The sequence below is a fragment of the Paenibacillus sp. RC334 genome, from assembly GCF_030034735.1.
Lineage (GTDB): Bacteria > Bacillota > Bacilli > Paenibacillales > Paenibacillaceae > Paenibacillus > Paenibacillus terrae_A.
The window spans coordinates 1463083-1485512 of record NZ_CP125370.1 but is presented as its reverse complement, the minus strand read 5'-3'; the positions used below and the strand labels follow the sequence as shown (position 1 = coordinate 1485512).

The window sequence follows — 22430 nt, the reverse complement described above, 5'->3', positions numbered from 1 at the left end:
GTTTGCATGACGCCTCATATCTTTTAGTATGGCTATTCAAAATCCTCGTACACATCGTCCGCATAAATCTCATCTTCACTCACCGTTCCTCCGGCATTCCCCTGATTTTGAAAAAAATCAAGGAACAGCTTGCCGTACTTGCGGAACTTCACTTCGCCGACACCCTTGATCCGCAGCATGTCCGCCTCAGATTGCGGGTTCGCTACACTCATCTCACGCAGCGTAGCATCGTTAAAAATGATATAGGACGGCACATGCTCCTGCGCGGCCCAAATCGCGGCGAATCAGGCGCAATTGCTCGAACACCGTTTCGTTGACTGCCGCCGGGTACGCATCGCGTCCCTGTCGTCCACGTGAGCCTGTCCCACCTGCAAAAGCTGTGGCATGGCGCACCACACGCTGCATGACTTCGCGCTGACCTTTCAGCACTTCAGCCGCAGGCTGCTGCAAACGGACAACCGGATATTGTCCCTCAGACAGCAGCAGAAAACCTTCCGATACAAGGACGTTAATAATTTCAGAAATTTCTTTTTCCGTCCGATTGCCCATTACACCATAGGTTGGCAGGCTGTCAAAGCCATACTGTAGCACTTTTTTGTTACGCGAGCCTTTCAATACCGAGGCTACCATCGAAACACCAAAACGTTCCCGCATGCGATGAATACACGAAAAAATCTTTTGCGCATCAATGGTCATGTCTACCAGTTCCCGTTCATCCGTACATGAGCTGCATGTGCCGCAAGCTTCATGCTCCTCTGCCTCACCAAAATACTCAAGCTGTGCCGTACGCAAGCAGCGAGTCGTGTAGCAATAATCAACCATCTGCTGGAGCTTGCGGTAGTCGTTGCGCTTGCGGTCCTCATCCTGCGGATTTTGCTCGATCAGGAATTTCTGAGTCACAATATCCTGCGGTCCGAACAGCAAAATACATTGGCTCGGATCGCCATCACGTCCTGCGCGTCCCGCCTCTTGTACGTAAGCCTCCATATTTTTAGGCATATTGTAGTGAATGACGTAGCGCACGTTCGATTTGTCGATCCCCATGCCGAAGGCGTTGGTCGCTACAATGACACGAATATCGTCGTACAGGAAGCCCTCCTGGCTGTCTGCCCGTTCCTGATCGGTCATCCCGGCATGATAACGCCCGGCCGCCATTCCCGCATCCCGCAGCCGTTGGTACAGATCGTCCACGTCCTTGCGTGTCGCCGCATAAATAATGCCCGATTCGCCGTCATGCTCACGCGCATAATTCAGCAGAAAGCTGCGCTTGTCCTCCCCACGCAGCACGCTGAACGCCAAATTCGGCCGTCCCAGGCCCGTGACGAATGTCTCCGGCTCACGCAGGCGAAGCAGCCGCACGATGTCGTCCATGACCTGCGGTGTCGCTGTTGCCGTGAATGCCGCTACAATCGGGCGCTCGTATAGCCCGTCCACAAAAGGAGCCACCGCCAAATAGCTGGTGCGAAAGTCATGTCCCCACTGGGATACACAGTGCGCCTCGTCGACCGCAACGCAAGAAATCGGTAGCTGCGCCATCTCATCGCGGAACCAGTCCAGCTCCAGCCGCTCCGGTGCAACATATAGCAGCTTCAAATCTCCATTCCGTGCGGCACGTATGCGATCGTTCACTTCTCGACCACTCAGCGTGCTATTGATATAGGCTGCCGCAATTCCCATCGTGGTCAGCGCATCCACCTGATCCTTCATCAGCGAGATTAGCGGTGACACAACAATCGTCAGCCCATCATGCAGGAGCGCAGGAATCTGGTAGCATATGGATTTCCCGCCGCCTGTCGGCATAATGCCTAACGTATCGTTGCCCTCCAGCATACTGGCGACAATTTTCTTTTGACCCTCCCGGAAATCGGGATAGCCATAAAATTTTTGCAGCAAATCCTGCGCCCGTTCCAATATTGGTGCTTGTACACTCATAGTTTCAAAACTCCTCATATTTCTGGCGCCCCTCGACGCATATCGGCTTATCTTTCGTTACCTTTAGTTTACCGGGGTTCAGGGTAATGTTCAACCGCTGGAAGTCCATAAGCATAATGTATAATGAAATTCTTATCGCCCCCTTCTACCATGGCGTTCGCTGTTTTCTCATGATATAGTGAACACGGTGCCGCAAGTTTGTCCATTACTATGATGAGACACGGTACCAAGAAGGAGAAAGAACTCATGAACAATCGTAAACCCAATCGAAAAAATCATACAAAATCCACGCCAAACACAGGCAACTCCAAACGCAGCCATAAACCCGCCGGAAAATCCGGCTCACATAGACCCGAAGCACGGGGCAAAACGGGGGTTTTTGATAAAACTGCTGCCCGAGAGTACGGTAAACCGGAAAAAAACGTTGCTAAAACATACATCGTGCAGGAGCCTGCCGAGCTGTTGAATTTTTTGGTAGAACATGTGTCTGGCATGGGCCGCAATTCCATTAAATCAGCGCTGGCCCGTGGACAGGTGTCCGTGAACGGCATTCCCCGTACCGTGTTCAATTTTCCGCTGGAGCAAGGTCAGACAGTGGCGCTCTCCAAGGAAAAGATCACTCCCGTGGTGCCGCTGACCGGGCTGCGTATTTTGCATGAGGATGAGGCCATTATTGTCATCCACAAGGATGCCGGGCTGCTGTCCGTCGCCTCTGCGCAGGAACAGGAAGTAACGGCATACCGTCAGCTTACGGCACATGTGCGACGTGAACATCCATACAATCGTATTTTTGTGCTGCATCGTCTGGATCGTGATACATCTGGAGTCATGATGTTTGCGAAAAGCGAAGCCATACAGCAGGAAATGCAACAAGCGTGGAAGGAAGTCGTGTATGAACGAACATACATCGCTCTCGTAGAAGGACAGGTTAAAAAGGCTGCGGGCACTATCACCTCATGGCTGAAGGAAAGCAAGACGCTGAAAATGTATTCCAGCCCATATCCGAATGACGGACAGCACGCGATTACTCATTACAAGCTGCTTCAGGCCAATCGGCATTTTTCTTTGCTGGAAGTACGTTTGGAAACCGGACGCAAGAATCAGATTCGCGTTCATATGGAGGATATCGGCCATCCGATTGTGGGAGATAAAAAATACGGCTCCAAAGCCAAATCTATCGGTCGACTCGGTCTCCATGCGCGAGTACTGTCGTTTATTCATCCCGTCACTGGAGTATTGCTGCGGTTTGAATCCGACATTCCTAAAACCTTTTTAAATCCGTTTCGAGAGTAGCCTTACGTAAGACAAGCAGGAATAATTGGAACGGAAAAAATATACGTGGAAATTAGGGGGCTGTATGATACAGCTCCCTTTTTTATTCATTAAGCGGTATGCTTTCGGACACCATTAGCTGTTTTCATCAGCTCGTCCCAAATGGAGATCGATGTATTGCAAATGGGGCAATTCAGCCGACCGTTTAAATAGGGTAAATGGGCCAAAAGGTTGTTCTCTTCAATTTTTTGGGCATATTGATATAGCCATTGTAGATTAGAGCCTTTATGGTCCAATGAGCCGGGTTGGATCGAATGGGGAACCAGGTTTTTTGAGTTTACCGGATCTTTATCGTAAACCACCAGGACATCACTTTGTTCAAGAGGCCAAATATAGAGCGGAGTTCCGCAATGCGGACAATCCAGCGTATATTCATCACCAGTATCAAAGCTTTGCAGCATAAAAGCTACACATCGATAACCCTGAAAGGCAGCCCCCGCAGCCAAAACATAACGCTTGCCAACATCTCCTTCGTGGTCCTTAGCATACAACACCATTTCCTCGGTCAATCCTGTAAGCCGGACAATAGCTTGCTGGTATTGTTCATATATATATTCAGCCAGATCTGCATCCAATTCTACCTGATCCCTTGCAAATTCCAACGGAACTTTTGTATGTAAGGGATTAACATTTTTGGCTTCGAATATTCCGCAAATATTATAAATATCCGCACGAATACTTGTATCAGAGCTGCTTAACGCAATATCGACGAGGTACGGTACAGCTGCGAAGGTACAAGTATATAACGTATTTTGGTGATACAGTTCCTCCCAATACAAGGTGTCAGCTATTTCGCCGTCATATCCGGCTTGGAGCTGCTTCAACATCTCCGGGACGTATTGAGAGGAACCATAGGGGCCTTGGAGCAGAGCCCAGGCCGGATCGGACAAAGCCAGCATCTTGAAACTCCTTTCGCCATTTTACTTTCAGTGTAGCATGGGATGGGATTGTGAAATTCTTTTTGCTATCAAATTCATTTTAACTTCATAATTCTTAGCTTCTTACGTTTATTTTATTATACGCTTGCTTTTAGCTGAAGTTTCTTTTCTCATTTTACGCAATGCCCAAAGTCACTTTCCTTGCAAGTCTATAATCATATTCGGTTAAGCTTGCGGTATTGTGAAGGTGACATGTGCTTTCTGGCTGAAAAAACCCGACTAAAATAAAATCCGTTCAGATATCCGCATTTTCCCGCAATATCATCAAGCGTATATTCTGTCTCCAGCAATAAAGTCTGGGCCTTCTCAAGACGCAGTGTGGTCACATACCGGATGGGTGTCAAGTCCACCGCCGTCTGAAAACTCCTCGGGAATTGCACCGGACTTAACCCCAAACGAGATGCACCTGGTATTTGCCTCCCCTAGTGTTCCTTAATAGTATAGGCAAACTTTCCTTCTTCAATTACATAGGCAATCCAGTGCACATCCGTATCGAGCACCAACTGAAAAGATTGTTTCTGCTTCCAATATACATGCTGATGAATGTGGACTCCGAACATGGGCGTTTACCGCCTTCATTTTCCATGTCCTACTGACTGTGCGCCAAATATCCACAAAGCGTTCTATCCATCTGCTTTCACATTATAAATCCTGTTACTAAAAATTAGCTAAACATGAAATAAAGTATATACGCATGATGTTTCCGTGCATGTCAAAACAAAGCTCGCTCAGGTAACAGCGTCCAGCAGTCTTACTGCCTTGCGTGTGGACTCGCGCAGGCTGTCTGCTCCAGCTCAGAACTTCACGGATATGTGAAAGCCAGTGCGGTGCTGGAATGGACAATGCGATCCGGTGGACTGCGGCTGCCGAAAAAAACGGTTCGGGAGATTCATTGTACCTTTAATGATGACGTTAACGAGGATTTAATCAATCTCCATCATCATCGCACCCCTTTTGAAGTTATGCCCGAATTGGTACGTCATTATCGAATCGAGGTGTTTACAGATGGAACTATGAACAGAACATGGCGTACGTGGACGTTGATTCCAAGTTATGGGTACATTAATCCTAGCTACAGGATGGAGTATATGAATGGGTATATGAAAAGAAGTGATGGGAACATTATGTATGAATACTGCAACTATTAAGGGGAAATAGCCCATGACCATGACACCGGAACAGCGGATTACCTTGCACGGGTTTAACAATCTGACCAAATCGCTGAGCTTCAACATGTACGATATTTGTTACACCAAAACAAGGGAAGAACGCGAAGCCTATATCGAATATATTGACGAACAATACAATGCGGATCGGCTGACTGCCATTTTAAAAAATGTGTCCGATATCATCGAGGCTCATGTGCTCAACGTAGCCCAGCAGGACTATGTTCCTCAAGGAGCCAGTGTGACCATGCTTATATCGGAAGGTCCTATCGTGGAGGTGCCTACAGAATCCTACGCCGAATCACCCGGCCCTCTGCCCGATTCTGTCGTTATACAGTTGGATAAAAGCCATATCACTGTCCACACCTACCCGGAATATCACCCCGACGAGGGAATCAGCACGTTCCGAGCCGATATTGACGTCTCTACCTGTGGGGAAATCTCCCCGCTCAAGGCACTCCATTATTTGATTCATTCCTTCGACACAGATATTATGACGATTGATTATCGGGTACGCGGCTTTACACGTGATACGAATGGGCATAAGCTGTTCATCGACCATGACATCGCCTCCATTCAAAATTATATTCCCGACGAAGTGCGCAACCAGTATGACATGATAGACGTGAACGTGTATCAGGAATACATTTTCCACACTAAATGCAAGCTGAAACAATTCGATCTGGACAATTATCTATTCGGCTATACGAAGAAAAGTCTGAGCGGGAACGAGCAGCAAAACATAGCCGCCCGTCTTAAAACAGAAATGGATGAAATTTATTATGGCAAAAATATGACGTAGCGGGATGGGAGCAGCAGGATGGACTATATGTTATCCATTAGAAAAGGACAATAGCTATGGAGCTAAAACAGAGCCGGGCTTTTGTCCTTTTTTGATGCAAAATGAGAGATTTGATTCAGCTTTATCTGTACAAGTGGGAGATTGTTCACTATGATAGGGAAAGAATCCACTAATTTGAAATATAAATTCACCTCTTAGGCACGCTTTCGATTGTAAGCGCAATCAATTGATCCTACTAATTTTGTTATGGAACACAAAGGAGGAATTTGTATGCAAGGCGGTATTGGCGGTAAAAATATCATTTTACGACTGGAAATTTCCACCGAGCACATCCAATTTGGTCAATTGATTACGCTGGTCAACGAACATGGCGGGGATGTTATTGCGATTGACGTCATTCGCACCTCTGAAAAGGTCACCGTGCGGGATATTACGGTTACCATTGCCGACCCGGCCGAAATTGACCGAATGATTACCCGGATTAAAAAAGCGCAAGGCGTGAAGGTACTGTCCATCTCTGACCGGACCTTTCTGCTGCACCTTGGAGGTAAAATTGAAATGCAGCCCAAGGTTCCGATTCAGAATCGCGACGACTTGTCCCGGGTGTACACTCCAGATGTAGCACGCGTGTGCATGGCGATTCATGAGGAGCCGGACAAAGCCTTCCGTTTGACGATCAAACGTAACACCGTTGCTGTCGTCTCGGACGGAAGTGCTGTCCTGGGCTTGGGCAATATCGGCCCCTACGCGGCTATGCCGGTCATGGAAGGCAAAGCCATGCTGTTCAAGCAGCTCGGGTCCGTCGATGCTTTCCCGATTTGTCTGGACACACAGGACACTGAGGAAATCATCAAGGCGATCAAGCAAATCGCTCCAGCTTTCGGCGGTATTAATCTGGAGGATATTTCATCACCTCGCTGCTTTGAAATTGAGCAGCGGCTGCGTCAGGAGCTGGACATTCCTGTTTTTCATGATGATCAGCACGGCACTGCTGTTGTCTTGTACGCAGGGCTGATCAATGCACTCAAGGTCGTCGGCAAAGCGCTGTCTGATGTGAAAATCGTCGTCTGCGGTATCGGAGCTGCGGGTGTAGCCTGCACTAAAATTTTGCTATCTGCGGGTGCCGTTAACATCATTGGTGTAGATCGCCACGGAGCCATTACAGCTGATGAAACGTACGATCATCCGGTGTGGAACTGGTACGCACAGCATACTAACCCCGAACGGTTATCAGGCACGCTGTCCGAGGTTCTGAAAGGTGCTGACGTGTTTATCGGTCTATCGGCAGGCGGGCTACTCCAACGGGAAGACGTAAAACGCATGAACGAGGCTCCAGTGCTGTTCACCATGGCTAACCCGGTTCCCGAAATTGCCCCCGAGGATGTCGAAGACATCGCAGGTGTCATTGCCACCGGACGTTCAGACTACCCTAACCAGATCAACAACGTGCTTTGCTTTCCCGGCATATTCCGCGCGGCGCTCGACTGTCGCGCCCGTGAAATTAACGAAGAAATGAAGCTTGCGGCAGCAGAAGCCATTGCGAGTACGATCCGCCCCGAAGAATTAAATAAGCTGTATATCATCCCCGGCGTATTTAACGAGAATGCCGTTCAGCGGGTGCGTGAGAAGGTCATTCGGGCTGCGATTGAGAGCGGAACCGCCAGAAGAGTACCTCGGGATTTCAGGTAAAAGAGAATCTGCCTATTCCGTAAGACATGTCTGGTAACGTGCCAAAAAGGATTGCTCCCTAATACGGGTGCAATCCTTTTTTTATAAGAAGATCAAGACTTCCTTCCATTATGACTTCCATTTGGAAAACAGTTGGCTGGCGCGTTGAGCGAACTCCTCCAGATTAAAGCTGGAGTTGTCCAGCTTGTAGTACCATTTTTTAATCGTATCCAGAATCCATGACGGAACTTTAACCTCCGAGATACCTGAGTAAAACGTATGATACGCCCACACCAGATGCTCCCAGCGCTTGTCATCGCCCTCCTTCACGTATTCGGATACGTCCAATACCTTGGCGCGTCCATCTTGCATCAGTACATTTTTGAGATGAATATCACGGGGATTCAGCCCCTTGGATCGGACAAACTCCCTCGCCTCTTCCACGTCCAGAATGACTTGCTCCGGCACCGAAATGCCTTGCAGCAGACAATCCAGAAGCGTAATACCTGATTCATAGCTTATGACAATATACTTGTCACCTTTCCCGTAATAATGTGGAAAAAAATCGGATCCCCGCAAACGCTCGTATACGTCGGCCTCCGCATCCTTCTTCTCGATCGCCATGTCTGAGTACACCTTGAACGCGTAGCCGGGCAACATATCGAGCGTAAATACGGCCGCATCCGTCCCGATGCCAATACAACGGACGTCTTGGGAGACTGTTTTAATCGTAACCGGATCATTATCCTCGGTACTGTAAACAGTCACTTGACTTATGATTTCGTCTGCCTGCCTCCATTGTTCAACCATGCGCGATCCCTTCCTTCTCTGTTCTAAACCATTTGAATGAAGTTAGACATATGTCGGATACAGCAGTAATTTTTTCAACTCTGAATAGCTTGCCGCTGTTTCATAGACTCCCACTACCTCAGACTCCGGGGCAACCTTTCTGTGATTGAACCAGATGACCCGCCAATTCGCCGCTACAGCTCCCGCCACGTCATTACGCCAGGAATCCCCAATATAGCAGCAATGCTCCGCCAGAGTCCCTGTCCGTTCGTTCACTACTTCGAAGATACGTGGATCAGGCTTGGCATAGCCAACCGTTCCGGATACAAAAATATGCTCTGCCGCAATATGATTTTCCAGCGCCATGGCCCTGATTTTGCTCATCTGGTGATCTTCGAGACCATTCGTAATCAAGCCAACCAGATATCCAGCCGAGCTCAACTCGTCCATTAACGATGTAGCTCCCTCGAAAGGCTCAATCCGATACTGGCGATCCAAGTACTCTTTTTGGATATCCACTGCCTGCTCACGGGTAATATTCACCCCAAATTCCTGTAAAGCCAGAACAAAACGGCCTTCCCTCATATCCTCCAGCTCATCCTGCCCCGCTTTCCCCTCCAATAGTCCTCCTTTGGCTGATAACACATCACTGTAATAGCGAATACGATTATAGGCCTCTTCATAAGGAAAACGCTCACTCAATCCTAATACTGTACGCAACGCATCGCGAGTAGGGTGCAAATGATCGTACATTGTATCATCCACATCAAAAAATACGGCCTTCTTGTGCAAGTTCATATACCCACTTCTTTCTGTAAAAATCATTGGATGACGTCCATCCTCACCTTGTCCTGATATTATACCCGCTGACCCGATACGTTGCACCTTACTCCTTCGCCATCCATAGCTCTGATCTGTAGTTTGATCTGTAATTTGTAGCAATTATTTGTATCCATTCCCGCATTCACACTTCACCGTGACGGTCATAAACTGAAAAGACATCTTTTTCACAAACTCCCTTTACTTCTGTACTTATCTAAATAGGTATCTCGTCCTGTTTTACCCCGAAAGCGGTTTATTCCATAACACACGGGTAAAAGGTCACATTTTTGAAAAGATTCAGCATACAGGTTTACATTTCGTGTAAAATCACGTACCTTTTAGGGACGAACGCTTTATGGATGTACTTGGATAAGGAGGCATACACGATGATTTCCGGTTCTAACCCTGCCTACGGATCAGCTACACCTTTGATTGAGGCAATTATAGAATTTGAACAGGAGCTTGAAGCGAACCGGCATTCTCTGAGTTTTGATTTGGGATTGATTATGGAGCATGGCCGCGCGCCACGATATATGGCTACACCACCGGATGTGATTCCCTTTGCCCACGCAGGCGTGGACGGAATACATTACGGCTTTTTAACGGATTTTGGACTTGTAAAGGATCTTTCGCAGGCCCCCATTGTGTGCATATCCCCTGTTGACTGGACAGGTGTATGGGTGGTTGCCCGCCACTTGCAGGATTTTTTAAGTGTTGTTTATACAGAGAACAGTTCATTAAAGCGCTACTACGCTAGTGGACAGGATTATACAGGACATACAGGACATCGGCCGCCTCAGGCCGTAGATGAACGCACTGCGTTTGTGCGGGAATCCTTTCGGGAGCGCTTCGGTGTTCAACCGATTCAGGATATGGCTGCCTACATCGACAGTTTGCGAACCGAGCGCAAGCAAAACGAAGCTGCCCCTACACTGAACGGCTTGGGCATTCCGGCATTTCCTTCTTCCGCAAAACAGCGTTCCTCTATGAAGAGTGCTCTTTTAAGCGTCGCAGAGCCCTTTCATTGGGATAAACAAGGTGAAACAGTACGTGATTTGTTTCGCAACGCTTCGCGTGAAGCGAGATTGGCCTTTATCCGGGATGCTCAAACACGCCATCTGTTCACCCATTCTGCCCTTCGTGTTTTTGTAGCAGGACAGCTTAGATCCATGGGTTTGTCTGAGGCTGCAACACATTTGGAAGAGTCCTACTATACAGTTATTCCCGATACGATGGAATCTTGACGGATTCCTTCTTATTTCCCACACAACCGCCTCTGAAAGGGCGGTTATTTGTGCTACAATATATACAAATAATACGGCCAAACGGCCCGGTACGAATGAAAGAGAGCGAGCATGAATAATCATTCCCATCCTACCCCTGAGATCATCGAGGTTTGTCTGCTGGCTGGCAAGCTCATGATGCAAAATGGAGCCGAAACCTATCGTGTCGAAGATACGATGTCCCGCATTGCCTTAGCCTACGGCATATCCCAGTCCCATAGCTATGTGACACCGACCGGGATTTTTTTGCCATTAACGACTCGGAGCCTGCCAAGCTGATCCGGATTGTGGAGCGGACCACCGACTTGCACAAGGTAGTAGAGGTTAACGCGATTTCACGTAAAATAAGTCGGGATGACCTGTCACCCCGCGCAGCAGTTATGGAGCTGTCCAAGATTGAACGTGGTCCGCTCCGCTATTCCAATCGCGTGCAGCTGATGGCTGCGGCATTGGCGAGCGGCTGCTTTATGATTATGTTTGGCGGGGTCTGGCGAGACTTCCCTGCAGCCGTTCTCTGTGGCGGGGCTGGCTTCGCGGCTGTGCAATATTTTCACAGACTCGTTAAAGTTAAGTTTTTCTCAGAGTTTTCTGCCTCTTTTTTAATCGGCTTGTTGGCGGCCTTACTGACAGTTACAGGCTGGGGCCAGATGATGGACAAAATCATTATTGGCTCCGTTATGCCGTTGGTGCCAGGCTTATTAATTACTAATGCCATTCGGGATTTGATGGCCGGACACCTCGTTTCGGGCATATCCAAGGGTGCTGATGCTTGCTTGACGTCCTTTGGCATTGGGGCTGGCGTTGCGGTTATCATTTCGTATATGTGATTCGGAGGAGATCCAAGTTTATGCTTGCACAATTATTCACAAGCTTTATTGCTACCGCTGCTTTCGGCATTCTTTTCCATGCTCCCCGACATTCACTGCTACAATGCGGCTTCGTCGGCATGTTGGGCTGGCTCGTCTATTATTGGACTACAGACAGCATGGGACCCGTGAGCGCCAGCCTGTTGGCAACGGTTCTAATCGGAATCATCAGCCAGAGCTTTGCCAGACTGTACAAAATGCCCGTTATTATTTTCAGCGTGGCAGGCATGATTCCGCTCGTCCCGGGGGGAATGGCCTACAATGCGATGCGACAGTTTGTACAACATAATTATCCTCAGGCACTGGAGCTAGCTATGAGTACGCTGATGATCGCAGGTGCCATTGCTGTCGGTTTGGTGCTGTCCGAGGTGCTCAATCAAATTTTTCGCAACATCCGTTTTAAACCGCAGCGTTAAACGAAGGGGATAGGCAACATCTTTTTTTCACAACATAAAAAGGCTGCTTCCAAAACCACGCACGATTGTAGTGCGCAGAACATTTTGGATGCAGCTTTTTTTCATGTTCCACTTTATAAACAATGTTTGTTCGTCTATTTATCCTCAACATCCACTCGTTTACCCAGAATAGCCAGATCCCGCTCTATGCTGTCCAGCAGCGCAACACGCGGATAATAACCCCATTGCTCAAAACCGAATTTCCGCAGCAAGGCGATACTCGGCTCGTTGTGACCGAATACAAACCCCAACAGCGTCGTAATTCCAAGCCCAGGGCATGCATTCAGTACGTGTTGCACCATACGACTTCCTGCTCCAGTTCCACGAGAATCTTCATGGACATAAATACTGATTTCCGCCGTACCGTTATAAGCTGGACGTCCGTAAAAAGACTGAAGGCTGGCCCACCCTGCAATCGTCTCTTTATGTCTCAGAACCCACAAAGGTCGATGGTCTTCTTGATGAGCCTCAAACCATGGGATACGGCTCTCCACTGTCACGGGCTCCAAATCTGCCGTTACCATTCGTCCTGCAATGGTGGAATTATAAATGCCCACAATAGCCGGAAGATCCTCCCTGCGCGCAAATTCAATGGAAAAAGATTGGTCCCTATTCATCGTTTGTACCCGCCTCCTGCTATGTTGATTTATTTCATTGTACAAGACAAGCACCTGAACAGCCATATTAAGTTGTTATTTTTGCGGTTCGGATACAAAGGGTTTTATAATAAAGCTTGAAGAAAAACAAAAGCTTCAAAGCTTGGTCGGCCCATTTAACAATAGGAGATAGGAGGTGTGCTTCGGAGTTCACGGGATTCAGTTGGAACCATTGCGCAAGGCTATTGCAGATGTGGGAGAGGATATCAGCCACCTGAAGCGAATTATTTTAACGCATCAGGACATTGATCATATCGGTAATGTTCATGCACTACTGGACTTGCTACCGAATACCGCTCTATTGGCTCATAAGGATGATATTCCTTATATGACAGGGGATCGGCCGTTTGTGAAGCTGACACCGGAACGAATCAATCAGTTGGATAATACACTCAAACAGCAAGCAGAGGATATGATCCGCCGCTTGCCGGACTTGCGCTTTGCCCATGCCCTTGAGGACGGTGAGCATCTTCCTTATAAACAAGGATTTTTCATAATTCGATTCTCAACGCTTAAATGTACACTATATAGACGAACTAAACCGTTTCGATCTATTATAGCGCTGATTTAAAATCGCTCTTGGGATTTATGTAAAATGCTCATGCAATAAGCGTTATAATGAATCCATGAATAGAAAGGGATGATTCTGTATGAATGATAAAATAACCCGGCTGTATGATAAATTGAAGTCACAGTCATGGGACGGATTGCTCGTTACCGATCCCAAGCACATTTACTACCTGACTGGCTTTGCCAGTGAGCCGCATGAGCGATTTCTTGGCTTGGTACTGCTTCGGGACGAGGAGCCTGAACTGATCGTGCCTGCACTGGATGCAGAGGCGGCCCACGCTGCTTCTTCCGTGACTCGCATCTCCACCCACACAGATACGGATAATCCATATGATCTGCTGCGCCAGCGCACAGATACCGGGGTGAAGGTGTTCGCCTTGGAAAAGGAACACGTCTCTGTACTCCGCTACGAGCAGCTACATACTGCCATTGGTGCGGCTCAATATGTGGATCTCGGTCCCGTGCTTCAGGATATGCGCGTAAGAAAAACACCTGAGGAAGTACGGCGTCTGAAACATGCCGCACAATTGGTAGAGGACGCGCTTCGCCACGGCCTGACCCATGTGCGTGAAGGCGTGACAGAAGTCGAGCTGGTAGCCGAAATTGAATACCAGATGAAGAAAATCGGCGCAGATGGCCCGTCCTTTGACACTACGGTACTATCTGGACCCAAAACAGCGCTGCCTCATGGTGTTCCTGGTACCCGCAAGCTGGAACACGGCGATCTGCTCATGTTTGATATGGGCGTATATTCAGACGGTTACGCCTCAGACATTACGCGTACTTTTGCTTTTGGCAAGCTGTCAGCTGAGCTGGAGACGATTTATCAGACGGTACTCCGCTCAAACGAGGCTGGTATTGCCGCCATTCGTCCGGGTGTATCCTGCGCGTCGGTAGACCAGGCAGCACGTGCAGTTGTAGAAGCTGCCGGGTATGGTCCCGCCTTTAACCATCGGGTTGGACACGGCCTTGGCATGAGCGTTCACGAATATCCGTCTGTGCATGGCGGCAATGAAGACCTGCTTCATGAGGGCTTCGTGTTCACCATAGAACCCGGCATCTACGTGCCAGGCCTCGGCGGTGTGCGGATTGAAGATGACGTTCTGGTCACCTCTGACGGCGTAGAAGTACTGACCTCTTTTCCGAAAGAGCTAACGGTACTGGGATAGGTTTGATATCTTTTTTCGCTTTAAAGCTCATGCTGAAAACTGCATGGGCTTTTTTTACCCTCTTGATTCTAATATCGATCGAGAGCAGTTGTGATTTGCGTTTAACTTTGCTATACTTTATATAGCTAATTTTGCTTTTTTGCGGATATAGTAAAGAACACGTTTTGAATACTTTGAAATATCATAGCCGGATATTTTAAGTACATCTGTAATGTCTGTAACATTCAAGACTTGTTTATGTTCTTTACTCATCTCTACAATTAAGTTAATTTCTTCTCTGTATTTTGATTGAGCTTCAATTTGGATATTCTCAGTATCCTGTTTGTGTTTATCTATTTTTTTCCTGATGCGTGCTAACGTCCTGGTGATTGTCATGGGGTATACGTGGAGTATTTCAGATATCTGGGAGTTATTAGCTCCTTTCATAATTAAGTGCATCACCGTTTTTTCATGTTCTGTAAACAGAGAACTACATAACAGTTGTTGAACATAAACCTTATTAATCACATGTTCATCCATGTTATTTTGTGAGTTGTCTGTAGCTTCGAAGTTATCTATTGAATCAAAATGTTCCATTGCATCACTGAATTGGGCAACTTCTCTGTAACGTTCTATAGGAACTTGAAGTAGCTTCGCCATTTTTTGCTCACTCGGCCTGTAGCCTAGTGCATCTTCTATCTCTACCATCCTTCGGATCATATCAATAGCTCCCCGACTAAGTCTTACCTCTTGAGAGTTGCTATATAATAACTGATTAACCTCCCATAAAATTGGTCTTACTACATACGTAGTAAATTTAATTCCTCGATGAATATCAAAATCCTTGAGTGCCGTTAGTAATCCTATACATGCATGTTGGTATAAGTCATCTTCAGTAACCTTGAATTTCATTTTTAGCTCTTCTATACTTCCCCTATATCGCATAATAATCGAAAACATAAATTTCCGATTCTCTTGAAGAAATTCCCCAAGAAGGTCTTTGTCCTCTTTACACGCACAGATCAGCTTTATATTATGCATATCCTTCACAGCAGGTTTTCTTAATTGTATATACGTATCACTGAGCAATCCGTTCACCCCGTATTTTCTGGAAATACCAGCATAATGAATTTCCTTCTACATTGATCACGCTCACACTCCAGTAGTCGGTCTACCTTTTTAGAATTTATTTATCTGAATAGTTAATGAGATACGTATGACCGGAATCATCCAAGAATAAAAAATTCTTTGAACGCGTTTGGTTAGTTTGCATTGAATCCAACACATACTCGTGCTGGGTAAGGAACTGCTGCTCCATTTCCTGAACCAAAGACGTATATTCATTCATTTGCAATTCGAGCAATTGATTACGGGCCGCAAGTTGTCTATTTTGGGAAATCAGATGATGATTTTTCCTTTTAAGCTCCTTATTCTCTTTGACAACTCTCTGAATTTTGCTAATAATTTGTATAAATTCTACTGAATCAGAATCTTCCCCATCTTGCTGATACATGTTGTTGTTCATATGATTCATATCATTTCCTCCAGAGTTTATTTATAGCGATAGTCTGTAAAATCCTTGAGATGGATTTCGACCCGATTCAGGTTACAGTCTGGTTCATCTGCTAGCGTTTGTTCCAGCCTTTCAAACATAAGCAGTATCCCTTTACTCACAGGCGGCTTAAATGTGTCTTCGCCTGCATCGTATCTCGCCCACCACTTCCTCAGGGATTCCATTGTTATGGTCTGATTGATATAATCCCCACAGTGCTTACACCAAAGAACAAGAGATTGATCGCATTCCATCTCTTCAGGAACAAAAGAAGATTCCGCCCCACAATGGGGGCATTTATTCATATAACCGATCATGTTCTATAACCTCCCTCCCTAGGTGCTGTTCCTTAAACCCGGTCAGGTAGAGAAATAGGATCATAACTTTGGTTCGTTATACCGTTTAGACGAAGGGTAACCTTCGGGTCTGTCAAAAAATAATAGGATACTTCTATTCTTTTGCGGTCAGCACTCTCCGTGTAAAATTCAAAACGAAATTCCCGCCCGCCCATTACAGGATGAGCTACCTGAAAATAGAGACCTTCACTATAATCTTTGCAATATACATGGTTAACAATTACATTTTCATCAACCACTAAGGACCAATAATCGGCAGGGGTAATAACATCCGCCTTTATTGAAATAGCGAAAAACTCCAGATCATTAGATATCTTAAAGATGTCTGTTACCTTCCTTTTACCTTCTAAAGCTCTAAAACCATCTATATCAACCCTGCGGCTTGCTATGCAGGGCCTTGTTTTGGTAGGATAGAAAGGTGGATCTAATCTTCCACCAACTATATAGCGACTCAACATGTAAACTACCTTCCTTTTTAACAATTTTCATTAAATTTTCAGAATCATTCACTTGCAATGCCTCAGTCAGATATGTATACTAATTAATGTATAGTAAGGGGCAGTGCGTAGTGCCTTTCTATTTCCTTTTGGATTTGATTTTGTTCTGATAGTGGTATATCAGAGTGTTTATTTGTCAATCTCAGTTTTATAGAGTTCTCTTAGTTTTTTCACGGCTCGACAAGCATGGGATTTATGAATATCAAGATAATGGGCGATTTCTGCAGGTTTCATATCCATGCCTTCTTCAGTAAATAGCATGAAATTTATGATTCGTTGCTCCTGTTTTGTGAATCTATTACGGTTGCTTAAGTAGTCTACTTTCACGTCTGCTAATTTAAACCCGTAATCATTCACTTGAACCGAGTAATAATTGGCCATTGAGCCTTCTTCATCTGTGCCATCGCAAAAGTTAACGGTTGTACTGAACTGTGTAATTTTACGTTTTTTTTTACGATAATAGTCAACCACAGAACGTTTAATGACCGTATGTGAAAAAGTAGATATATCCTTTTTTATATTCCCTTTGTGGATCGCTGTCAGAATTTGAACGATTGAATCCTGTTTCACATCTTCTCGATCCTCCTCGTTAACACCACGAAGTATAAAGTTAAAAATATGATTTAAGGTATCTGGGTTAAATGAGCTAACATTTGTCGTTATCATTGCGGTTCTCCTATTTTAATAGTTTATTTTAATTCAATAGGTTCCAGTTCACTCTGTTCCCTCCTTAAAACTTGTATCACAACTCCTTTCCGACATTCGACAATTAGTTTCCACTTTTTTCTTTATCTTACCCTACTCTTTTTTTAATACGTAATACATTTGAATCAGTTCCATTTACCTAATTGAATATATAATTTTTAGGATTCTACTCTAATAGTCGTCATATCTATCAGAAGAGTTGCAATTTATCTATTACTTTTTCAAAACACGAACTTATGTTCTCATTTTAATAGGTATATATAACCTTGTCAATTCCTAGCATTGATTGATGTTATTTTCATCTGGTTATATTGTTCCATTTTTTTGTGTATACATCTTTAAAAACAAGCCTTTTGACTCAATTCGAACATGTTCCATAAGACCTATTTCAACATTCTTTTGAAAACTGTCGAAGTTCCTCGATAGCCTCCAATTAGTACTTCATTTCAAACGTCAGTTTGCTTCCCCTATAAATCTATTTCCTATCCACCTTCAAGTCTGGCTACCAATGCCTCTACCTTCGCATTCAAGGATCTGTTTTCTGCGAGCAAACTTAAATTTTCAGCTTGAAGTACAGCTACCGCTTCACTTAAGCGATGGATTTCCTCCTTATGACTTGACAATGCATCCATTAGGGTGACCCGGAAAGCCTGCTCATCTTTTGACAATAGCTCTCGATCCGAGACCTTATTATTGCTACGACCGCTGGCGTAGCCGATGACTCCTGAAATGGCTGTACCGATGACTCCAATAACCGCGGTTATTACATTTATATCCAGCCCATATCACCTGCCTTTTGTCTATTTTCTTCCCCGACAGGTTCAATATAAGTAAAAATCAGTAAAACTTAACCCCTGCTACGAATAGCAGGGGTTAAGTTTACATGATAAAGCAGTATCCGTATTCTGTAGCCACATCTATACTGGAAGCCATATCATCATACACCTGAACCTGTATAGCCCCAGGTAGTAATGCTTTCTGCCACACGGAAATATGGCCTTTTAATATAGATCTTTTCCAAATGTCCATGGAACCATGAAGATCATTTTGTCGATACTGTCTGACCACCACTGAGCCAGTGACAATGGATTTCTCCCACACACTCATATCACTTTGTAAGCTTATTTGTGCTGTCCTTCTCACTGTTAGATAGCCTGTGATGTGACTATGTTCCCGAATCTCCAAATCTGATGGAAGCTCTGTTTGCTCTGAATGTCGAACGGTAACGCGACCATATTTATCATACGCTGCGTCCCGCCTAATCCCCACTTCAGCATTCAGATCATGGTGTTCCATAACACGAACCGATAGTTCGGTATCCCAATCCTGCTGATCGGAAAGACGCACCGAGATTCGAGACCATCTATCAGATTCACGGCTTTTCCGTGTACTGATCCTGCCTTTAAGTTCAGATTTCTCCCAAGTTTTTACGTAAAGCTCACTCGAGATAGAGTCCAAATGACTACGTCTGATTCGCAGATGAGAAGACTGATCCGTATGGCTGTCCACTCGAACCTTTATGTTAGAGCCTAGATTACCGGATCTTACTCCTACTGCAATTTCCAGATCAGAAATGAGCTTAACTCGCACTGTAATTCGTGACTGCATATCCATTCTTATATGGTACGGAATGGATATGGAGGCCCATAAATTTCCTGAAAGTACAGTGAGACTTGAAGGCACATCTTTTTTCGGCCAGATCGCTATACTTGATCTCAAAGAAGTATAATGCGGTATTGTGACCGTTGAAGATAGCCCGGATTGCGCTCTTGTTCTTACAGACAAATCGGATATGAGCAGGTTACCAAACACAATTTGGAGACTGCCGTAAAAATCAGGATTGTGGATATTCATATCCGCAGGCATATCTTGCCTATAAAGTATATGCCCCTCCACCATCAGATCCGCTTCACGAGATCTACGGACTGAAATAGAGCTTTTCTTTACCGCTCCCTGAAAGACGGTTATGCTCCCTAATATATTAGGGATACTCAGTTCCATATTAGAAGAGATATCCTGATGCTCTGTCCTTCTTACACGGATCGACCCAAGCGTTTCCTTTCGATTGACAAGAATCGTTGCCGGAAGTTCGGGAAACGGAGCTGCCCAGCGGGCAACGCTCAGTTCGGAAGCAAGGTTCTCCCTGTAAAAGACATACATACTCGAAGGTACTATTTTCCTATTCACCCACAGGGTGCTGTCCATTGAATTCTCACGTGCAACAGCAATAACAAGCTGAGCTTTCAAAGAATGATTATCCTTGCGCCGTACGGACACCTTACCGTTTAAGTTAGGTACCGTCACTGTGATATCGGCCAGGACCTCCCTTTGGTTATGGACAAACAAGCTTCCCTTCAAAACCGTTGCTCCATGGGACTGTTTGATGCGAAACGAAGCTGGAAGATGAGACACCTTACTTACACGAGAGGTAAGGCCACCTTCTATACTGTTCCTGCCCAAACTATAGATACGAGTATCATAGTAGGTAATATCCAATATAGGACGGTACGATTTTTGCTCCTTGGTAAAAAAACGGATACTTCCATTTTCAAATTCATCCAGAGCTTTAAAGATATATCCAAAATTCGGCCTTTTTCCTTCATACCATGCACGAATGGAATCAGTCACATCAAAAGAAATGTACCCTGAATCTCCACCTACATCTTGAACGATGTTTATACCGTCATAGGTTGAATTAGGACTGCTAAAGCCAAACGGAAACGGTTGGTTTTGCCAGGTAACTCCATATTCTGTCCATTCCCTGGATGCTTCAATGAGCTGTATCCCCTTCAGGGGTACGTTGCGACCATCGAAATACACTTTGAGCTCGGCAGATTTAATCGTTGTATTTTTCTTGGGAATAGAAGCTGTATCCAAATCAAAGCCAACATAAGATCTGTATCTTTCCTGAGCCGAGGCAGAATATCCGACATACATTTGTTCCTCAACACCATAGTTTAATCTGGGCTGAGACTCACGAACAAAAGCATCTTTATTAGAATACATAATCGTCGTGTACGTTGGGGGCTCGATAACATCATATCTGCCTTTCATCCATGTATAGGGTGCAACTCCTATGGATGAAGCCATATTCGAAACTTCCCGAACCGTCATTGCAGACGGAAGATCATCATAACTCCGAGAAGTTATCCCGTATCTGCCGGTAGACTGGGTAAAGGATGCAATAGACAAGAATGAAGATAGATTCTCCGTCTTCTTAATTTCCAGACTAGCATATATATCTATAACATGACTTTTACGAATATGGTAATGCCCCATTAATCGGGTATGGGTACCTACCAGAATGCTACTGTGTAGTTCAGATATACTTGGTACCGTCAGGAAGGAGGTTAAGTCTTCGGCTCCAAGAGACTCTATACCATATTTCACGCCCAGGTGAGTATGGGCTCGTACAGACAATAATGAATATATTTGATGAATAGACTTAATTTGCAGGCTGGAGCTGAGATTAGCAGGCTCAATTCCCCGTACCTGATATCTTCCGTTGCTGTTTACCTGAGTGTTTACCTTTAAGCTACTGACGATATCATTAGGCTCTTTGACCTCTATTACAGCTTTGAGGTTTTGCTCCTGAACAGCATGAATATCGTATTTGGCGGCTAAGGTAGTACTTGCTTGAACCGATATACGGGAAGGTAATCCCTGTTGCACAACATTCAGGCTGGAAAGCAAATCATTTGGCATGAGCCGCTTCACATCGTATGTGCCTACTGCTATAGCTGATGAGCTAACACTCAGCACAGCAGTGAGATGATCGGATACCTTAACTGCCAACCTACCTTGGACATCACTATTATCCGCAGGCAGGATACTATATCGAGCCTTTACAGCCGTTTTCCCTGACGCACTAACACCCAGTACGGCTGCAAGATTATCCGCTACTTTAACTTCAATAGTACTCTGTACATCATCATGATCCGCAGGGCGGGTCGCATAGTGCGCTTTTACAGAAACATGAGTATTAATATGCATATTGCTCACTATATGACTAGGCTTTTTAACGGTTATATGTGAAGACATGTCAGCCATGTCGGTAGGAATAATGGTCTGCTTTCCTTGAACTCCTCCGCTAATTCCCACTTGCAAAGATGCTGTGAGATTCTGCCTTTCTGGTACTCTCGTATAAATCTGCATGTCAGAATGACCTATCCCCAAAAGGTAACCAGCCATATAGTTTGCAACGATTACATCCATCGTTAACGCAACATTGTACATCCGTACAACAGGAATATATCCACGAAACCATTGGCTATCCTCTGTACTGTGCCTGCCAATAAAAAGTCCATCTGGCTGCTTGATATGTTCAGTGACTTCAGCTTGCACATTTCCTTGAGGAGCCCCATTCAGAAAGGTAGATAGATTGCCTGTAATTTCGTCATATGCGCCAACAATATGATACCATTTGTTTCTGGGTAATTCCCCTAAGTTGGCATATGCTTTTCTTGTACGGGTCGCAACCTGAAGCTCCAATTCCCCCACAGGGTTAAACATGACCAAAATGCCCTGGGTATCGTTCAACCGTCCCCCGGAAGACAAAACAACGTTGCCCCCGATATAATATATCCACACTTCAAAGGTAACACTGGCGACAGGCTTAGAGGTATCCGCGCCTGTACATTGGACATAATGGCTCGTCCCGTTAAAAAACAGGGCATAGGGATCGACGGGGGTGTTTCTGCCTCCCCAACCATCATCTTTCGTAAAATGGAAGCCATTCAGTATGCCGTGATTTCCTTTACCACTCAAATCATGCCATTGCGAAGTGGGTTTTGAGTTGGAGCCAACCTCCAAACCTTGATCGGCAAGGGAAGCGTGAAGGGAAAGGATTAATCCTCTCTTACTAAACATCAACATCACGCCCTATTCCATTGT

21 protein-coding genes and 2 pseudogenes are annotated in these 22430 nt (G+C 45.5%); 9 read left to right on the top strand and 14 right to left on the bottom strand.

Annotation, left to right across the window (positions count from 1 at the left end):
• Window positions 1-32: 32 nt before the first annotated feature.
• Window positions 33-1932: pseudogene (gene recQ, locus QMK20_RS07020) on the bottom strand (DNA helicase RecQ).
• Between the two features lie 246 nt (window positions 1933-2178).
• On the opposite strand from recQ, the gene QMK20_RS07015 reads away from it, so the two are divergent.
• Window positions 2179-3225, top strand: coding sequence for an RluA family pseudouridine synthase (locus QMK20_RS07015; protein ID WP_283655157.1), 1047 nt, complete (start codon window positions 2179-2181; stop codon window positions 3223-3225).
• 89 nt (window positions 3226-3314) lie between these two features.
• On the opposite strand, the gene QMK20_RS07010 is transcribed toward QMK20_RS07015, so the two are convergent.
• From QMK20_RS07010 to QMK20_RS07000, 3 genes are all read right to left on the bottom strand, one after another.
• Window positions 3315-4163: a hypothetical protein gene (locus QMK20_RS07010; RefSeq protein ID WP_283655156.1), complete on the bottom strand. Its 849-nt coding sequence runs from the start codon at window positions 4161-4163 to the stop codon at window positions 3315-3317.
• Window positions 4164-4357: 194 nt separating this feature from the next.
• The gene (locus tag QMK20_RS07005) at window positions 4358-4597 is read right to left on the bottom strand and encodes a helix-turn-helix domain-containing protein (protein WP_283655155.1); all 240 of its coding nucleotides are present in this window, start codon (window positions 4595-4597) and stop codon (window positions 4358-4360) included.
• Between the two features lie 27 nt (window positions 4598-4624).
• Window positions 4625-4762 (bottom strand): hypothetical protein, encoded by a 138-nt coding sequence (locus QMK20_RS07000; RefSeq protein WP_283655154.1) that lies wholly within the window; start codon window positions 4760-4762, stop codon window positions 4625-4627.
• Between the two features lie 267 nt (window positions 4763-5029).
• Between QMK20_RS07000 and QMK20_RS06995 the strand changes: the two genes are divergently transcribed.
• The 3 genes from QMK20_RS06995 (at window position 5030) to QMK20_RS06985 (ending at window position 7859) form a co-directional block, all read left to right on the top strand.
• On the top strand, window positions 5030-5350 hold the full coding sequence (locus tag QMK20_RS06995) for a hypothetical protein (protein ID WP_283656363.1): 321 nt from the start codon (window positions 5030-5032) through the stop codon (window positions 5348-5350).
• 13 nt (window positions 5351-5363) lie between these two features.
• The gene (speD, locus tag QMK20_RS06990; protein ID WP_283655153.1) at window positions 5364-6170 is read left to right on the top strand and encodes an adenosylmethionine decarboxylase; all 807 of its coding nucleotides are present in this window, start codon (window positions 5364-5366) and stop codon (window positions 6168-6170) included.
• Window positions 6171-6440: 270 nt separating this feature from the next.
• On the top strand, window positions 6441-7859 hold the full coding sequence (locus QMK20_RS06985; RefSeq protein WP_283655152.1) for an NAD-dependent malic enzyme: 1419 nt from the start codon (window positions 6441-6443) through the stop codon (window positions 7857-7859).
• A 108-nt stretch (window positions 7860-7967) separates the two neighbouring features.
• Here QMK20_RS06985 and QMK20_RS06980 read toward each other — a convergent pair whose 3' ends face one another.
• Complete coding sequence (locus QMK20_RS06980; protein ID WP_283655151.1) at window positions 7968-8648, bottom strand: protein kinase family protein; 681 nt, start codon at window positions 8646-8648, stop codon at window positions 7968-7970.
• A gap of 42 nt (window positions 8649-8690) precedes the next feature.
• Window positions 8691-9425 (bottom strand): HAD family hydrolase, encoded by a 735-nt coding sequence (locus tag QMK20_RS06975; protein ID WP_283655150.1) that lies wholly within the window; start codon window positions 9423-9425, stop codon window positions 8691-8693.
• 410 nt (window positions 9426-9835) lie between these two features.
• Here QMK20_RS06975 and QMK20_RS06970 point away from each other — a divergent pair, with 410 nt between their 5' ends.
• The 3 genes and pseudogenes from QMK20_RS06970 to QMK20_RS06960 all read left to right on the top strand — a co-directional run bounded on the left by QMK20_RS06970 (window position 9836) and on the right by QMK20_RS06960 (window position 12014).
• A complete protein-coding gene (locus tag QMK20_RS06970) occupies window positions 9836-10693 on the top strand; it encodes a hypothetical protein (RefSeq protein ID WP_014280484.1) in 858 nt (285 codons plus the stop codon).
• Between the two features lie 111 nt (window positions 10694-10804).
• A pseudogene (locus QMK20_RS06965) lies at window positions 10805-11559 on the top strand (threonine/serine exporter family protein).
• Between the two features lie 20 nt (window positions 11560-11579).
• The gene (locus tag QMK20_RS06960) at window positions 11580-12014 is read left to right on the top strand and encodes a threonine/serine exporter family protein (protein WP_283655149.1); all 435 of its coding nucleotides are present in this window, start codon (window positions 11580-11582) and stop codon (window positions 12012-12014) included.
• Window positions 12015-12148: 134 nt separating this feature from the next.
• On the opposite strand, the gene QMK20_RS06955 is transcribed toward QMK20_RS06960, so the two are convergent.
• Window positions 12149-12670, bottom strand: a complete 522-nt coding sequence (locus QMK20_RS06955; protein WP_283655148.1) for a GNAT family N-acetyltransferase — start codon at window positions 12668-12670, stop codon at window positions 12149-12151.
• 175 nt (window positions 12671-12845) lie between these two features.
• On the opposite strand from QMK20_RS06955, the gene QMK20_RS06950 reads away from it, so the two are divergent.
• Together QMK20_RS06950 and QMK20_RS06945 are read left to right on the top strand one after the other, a co-directional pair.
• Window positions 12846-13280 carry an MBL fold metallo-hydrolase gene (locus QMK20_RS06950; protein ID WP_481857713.1) on the top strand — a complete coding sequence of 145 codons (435 nt, stop codon included), beginning with the start codon at window positions 12846-12848 and terminating at the stop codon, window positions 13278-13280.
• Window positions 13281-13359: 79 nt separating this feature from the next.
• Window positions 13360-14448, top strand: coding sequence for a M24 family metallopeptidase (locus QMK20_RS06945; RefSeq protein WP_283655147.1), 1089 nt, complete (start codon window positions 13360-13362; stop codon window positions 14446-14448).
• Between the two features lie 117 nt (window positions 14449-14565).
• Here QMK20_RS06945 and QMK20_RS06940 read toward each other — a convergent pair whose 3' ends face one another.
• The 7 genes from QMK20_RS06940 to QMK20_RS06910 all read right to left on the bottom strand — a co-directional run bounded on the left by QMK20_RS06940 (window position 14566) and on the right by QMK20_RS06910 (window position 22406).
• Window positions 14566-15525: a sigma-70 family RNA polymerase sigma factor gene (locus QMK20_RS06940; protein ID WP_283655146.1), complete on the bottom strand. Its 960-nt coding sequence runs from the start codon at window positions 15523-15525 to the stop codon at window positions 14566-14568.
• A gap of 88 nt (window positions 15526-15613) precedes the next feature.
• Entirely contained in the window at window positions 15614-15961 is a 348-nt protein-coding gene (locus QMK20_RS06935; RefSeq protein ID WP_283655145.1) for a hypothetical protein, read from the bottom strand.
• 17 nt (window positions 15962-15978) lie between these two features.
• Entirely contained in the window at window positions 15979-16296 is a 318-nt protein-coding gene (locus tag QMK20_RS06930; protein ID WP_044644645.1) for a hypothetical protein, read from the bottom strand.
• A gap of 32 nt (window positions 16297-16328) precedes the next feature.
• Window positions 16329-16793, bottom strand: coding sequence for a DUF8551 domain-containing protein (locus tag QMK20_RS06925; protein WP_283655144.1), 465 nt, complete (start codon window positions 16791-16793; stop codon window positions 16329-16331).
• Window positions 16794-16961: 168 nt separating this feature from the next.
• On the bottom strand, window positions 16962-17498 hold the full coding sequence (locus tag QMK20_RS06920; protein WP_283655143.1) for a sigma-70 family RNA polymerase sigma factor: 537 nt from the start codon (window positions 17496-17498) through the stop codon (window positions 16962-16964).
• Between the two features lie 521 nt (window positions 17499-18019).
• Window positions 18020-18205, bottom strand: coding sequence for a hypothetical protein (locus QMK20_RS06915; protein WP_283655142.1), 186 nt, complete (start codon window positions 18203-18205; stop codon window positions 18020-18022).
• A 211-nt stretch (window positions 18206-18416) separates the two neighbouring features.
• Window positions 18417-22406 carry a DNRLRE domain-containing protein gene (locus QMK20_RS06910; RefSeq protein ID WP_283655141.1) on the bottom strand — a complete coding sequence of 1330 codons (3990 nt, stop codon included), beginning with the start codon at window positions 22404-22406 and terminating at the stop codon, window positions 18417-18419.
• Window positions 22407-22430: the final 24 nt, after the last annotated feature.

What these genes read in the sequence shown, in the direction of transcription:
- QMK20_RS06980 (WP_283655151.1), bottom strand. Translation starts at nt 8,648, where the DNA reads ATGGTTGAACAATGGAGGCAGGCAGACGAAATCATAAGTCAAGTGACT.
- QMK20_RS07015 (WP_283655157.1), top strand. Translation starts at nt 2,179, where the DNA reads ATGAACAATCGTAAACCCAATCGAAAAAATCATACAAAATCCACGCCA.
- QMK20_RS06955 (WP_283655148.1), bottom strand. Translation starts at nt 12,670, where the DNA reads ATGAATAGGGACCAATCTTTTTCCATTGAATTTGCGCGCAGGGAGGAT.
- QMK20_RS06960 (WP_283655149.1), top strand. Translation starts at nt 11,580, where the DNA reads ATGCTTGCACAATTATTCACAAGCTTTATTGCTACCGCTGCTTTCGGC.
- QMK20_RS07000 (WP_283655154.1), bottom strand. Translation starts at nt 4,762, where the DNA reads ATGTTCGGAGTCCACATTCATCAGCATGTATATTGGAAGCAGAAACAA.
- QMK20_RS06930 (WP_044644645.1), bottom strand. Translation starts at nt 16,296, where the DNA reads ATGATCGGTTATATGAATAAATGCCCCCATTGTGGGGCGGAATCTTCT.
- QMK20_RS06975 (WP_283655150.1), bottom strand. Translation starts at nt 9,425, where the DNA reads ATGAACTTGCACAAGAAGGCCGTATTTTTTGATGTGGATGATACAATG.
- QMK20_RS06970 (WP_014280484.1), top strand. Translation starts at nt 9,836, where the DNA reads ATGATTTCCGGTTCTAACCCTGCCTACGGATCAGCTACACCTTTGATT.
- QMK20_RS06920 (WP_283655143.1), bottom strand. Translation starts at nt 17,498, where the DNA reads ATGATAACGACAAATGTTAGCTCATTTAACCCAGATACCTTAAATCAT.
- QMK20_RS06935 (WP_283655145.1), bottom strand. Translation starts at nt 15,961, where the DNA reads ATGAATCATATGAACAACAACATGTATCAGCAAGATGGGGAAGATTCT.
- speD (WP_283655153.1), top strand. Translation starts at nt 5,364, where the DNA reads ATGACCATGACACCGGAACAGCGGATTACCTTGCACGGGTTTAACAAT.
- QMK20_RS06985 (WP_283655152.1), top strand. Translation starts at nt 6,441, where the DNA reads ATGCAAGGCGGTATTGGCGGTAAAAATATCATTTTACGACTGGAAATT.
- QMK20_RS06910 (WP_283655141.1), bottom strand. Translation starts at nt 22,406, where the DNA reads ATGTTTAGTAAGAGAGGATTAATCCTTTCCCTTCACGCTTCCCTTGCC.
- QMK20_RS06945 (WP_283655147.1), top strand. Translation starts at nt 13,360, where the DNA reads ATGAATGATAAAATAACCCGGCTGTATGATAAATTGAAGTCACAGTCA.
- QMK20_RS07010 (WP_283655156.1), bottom strand. Translation starts at nt 4,163, where the DNA reads ATGCTGGCTTTGTCCGATCCGGCCTGGGCTCTGCTCCAAGGCCCCTAT.
- QMK20_RS06925 (WP_283655144.1), bottom strand. Translation starts at nt 16,793, where the DNA reads ATGTTGAGTCGCTATATAGTTGGTGGAAGATTAGATCCACCTTTCTAT.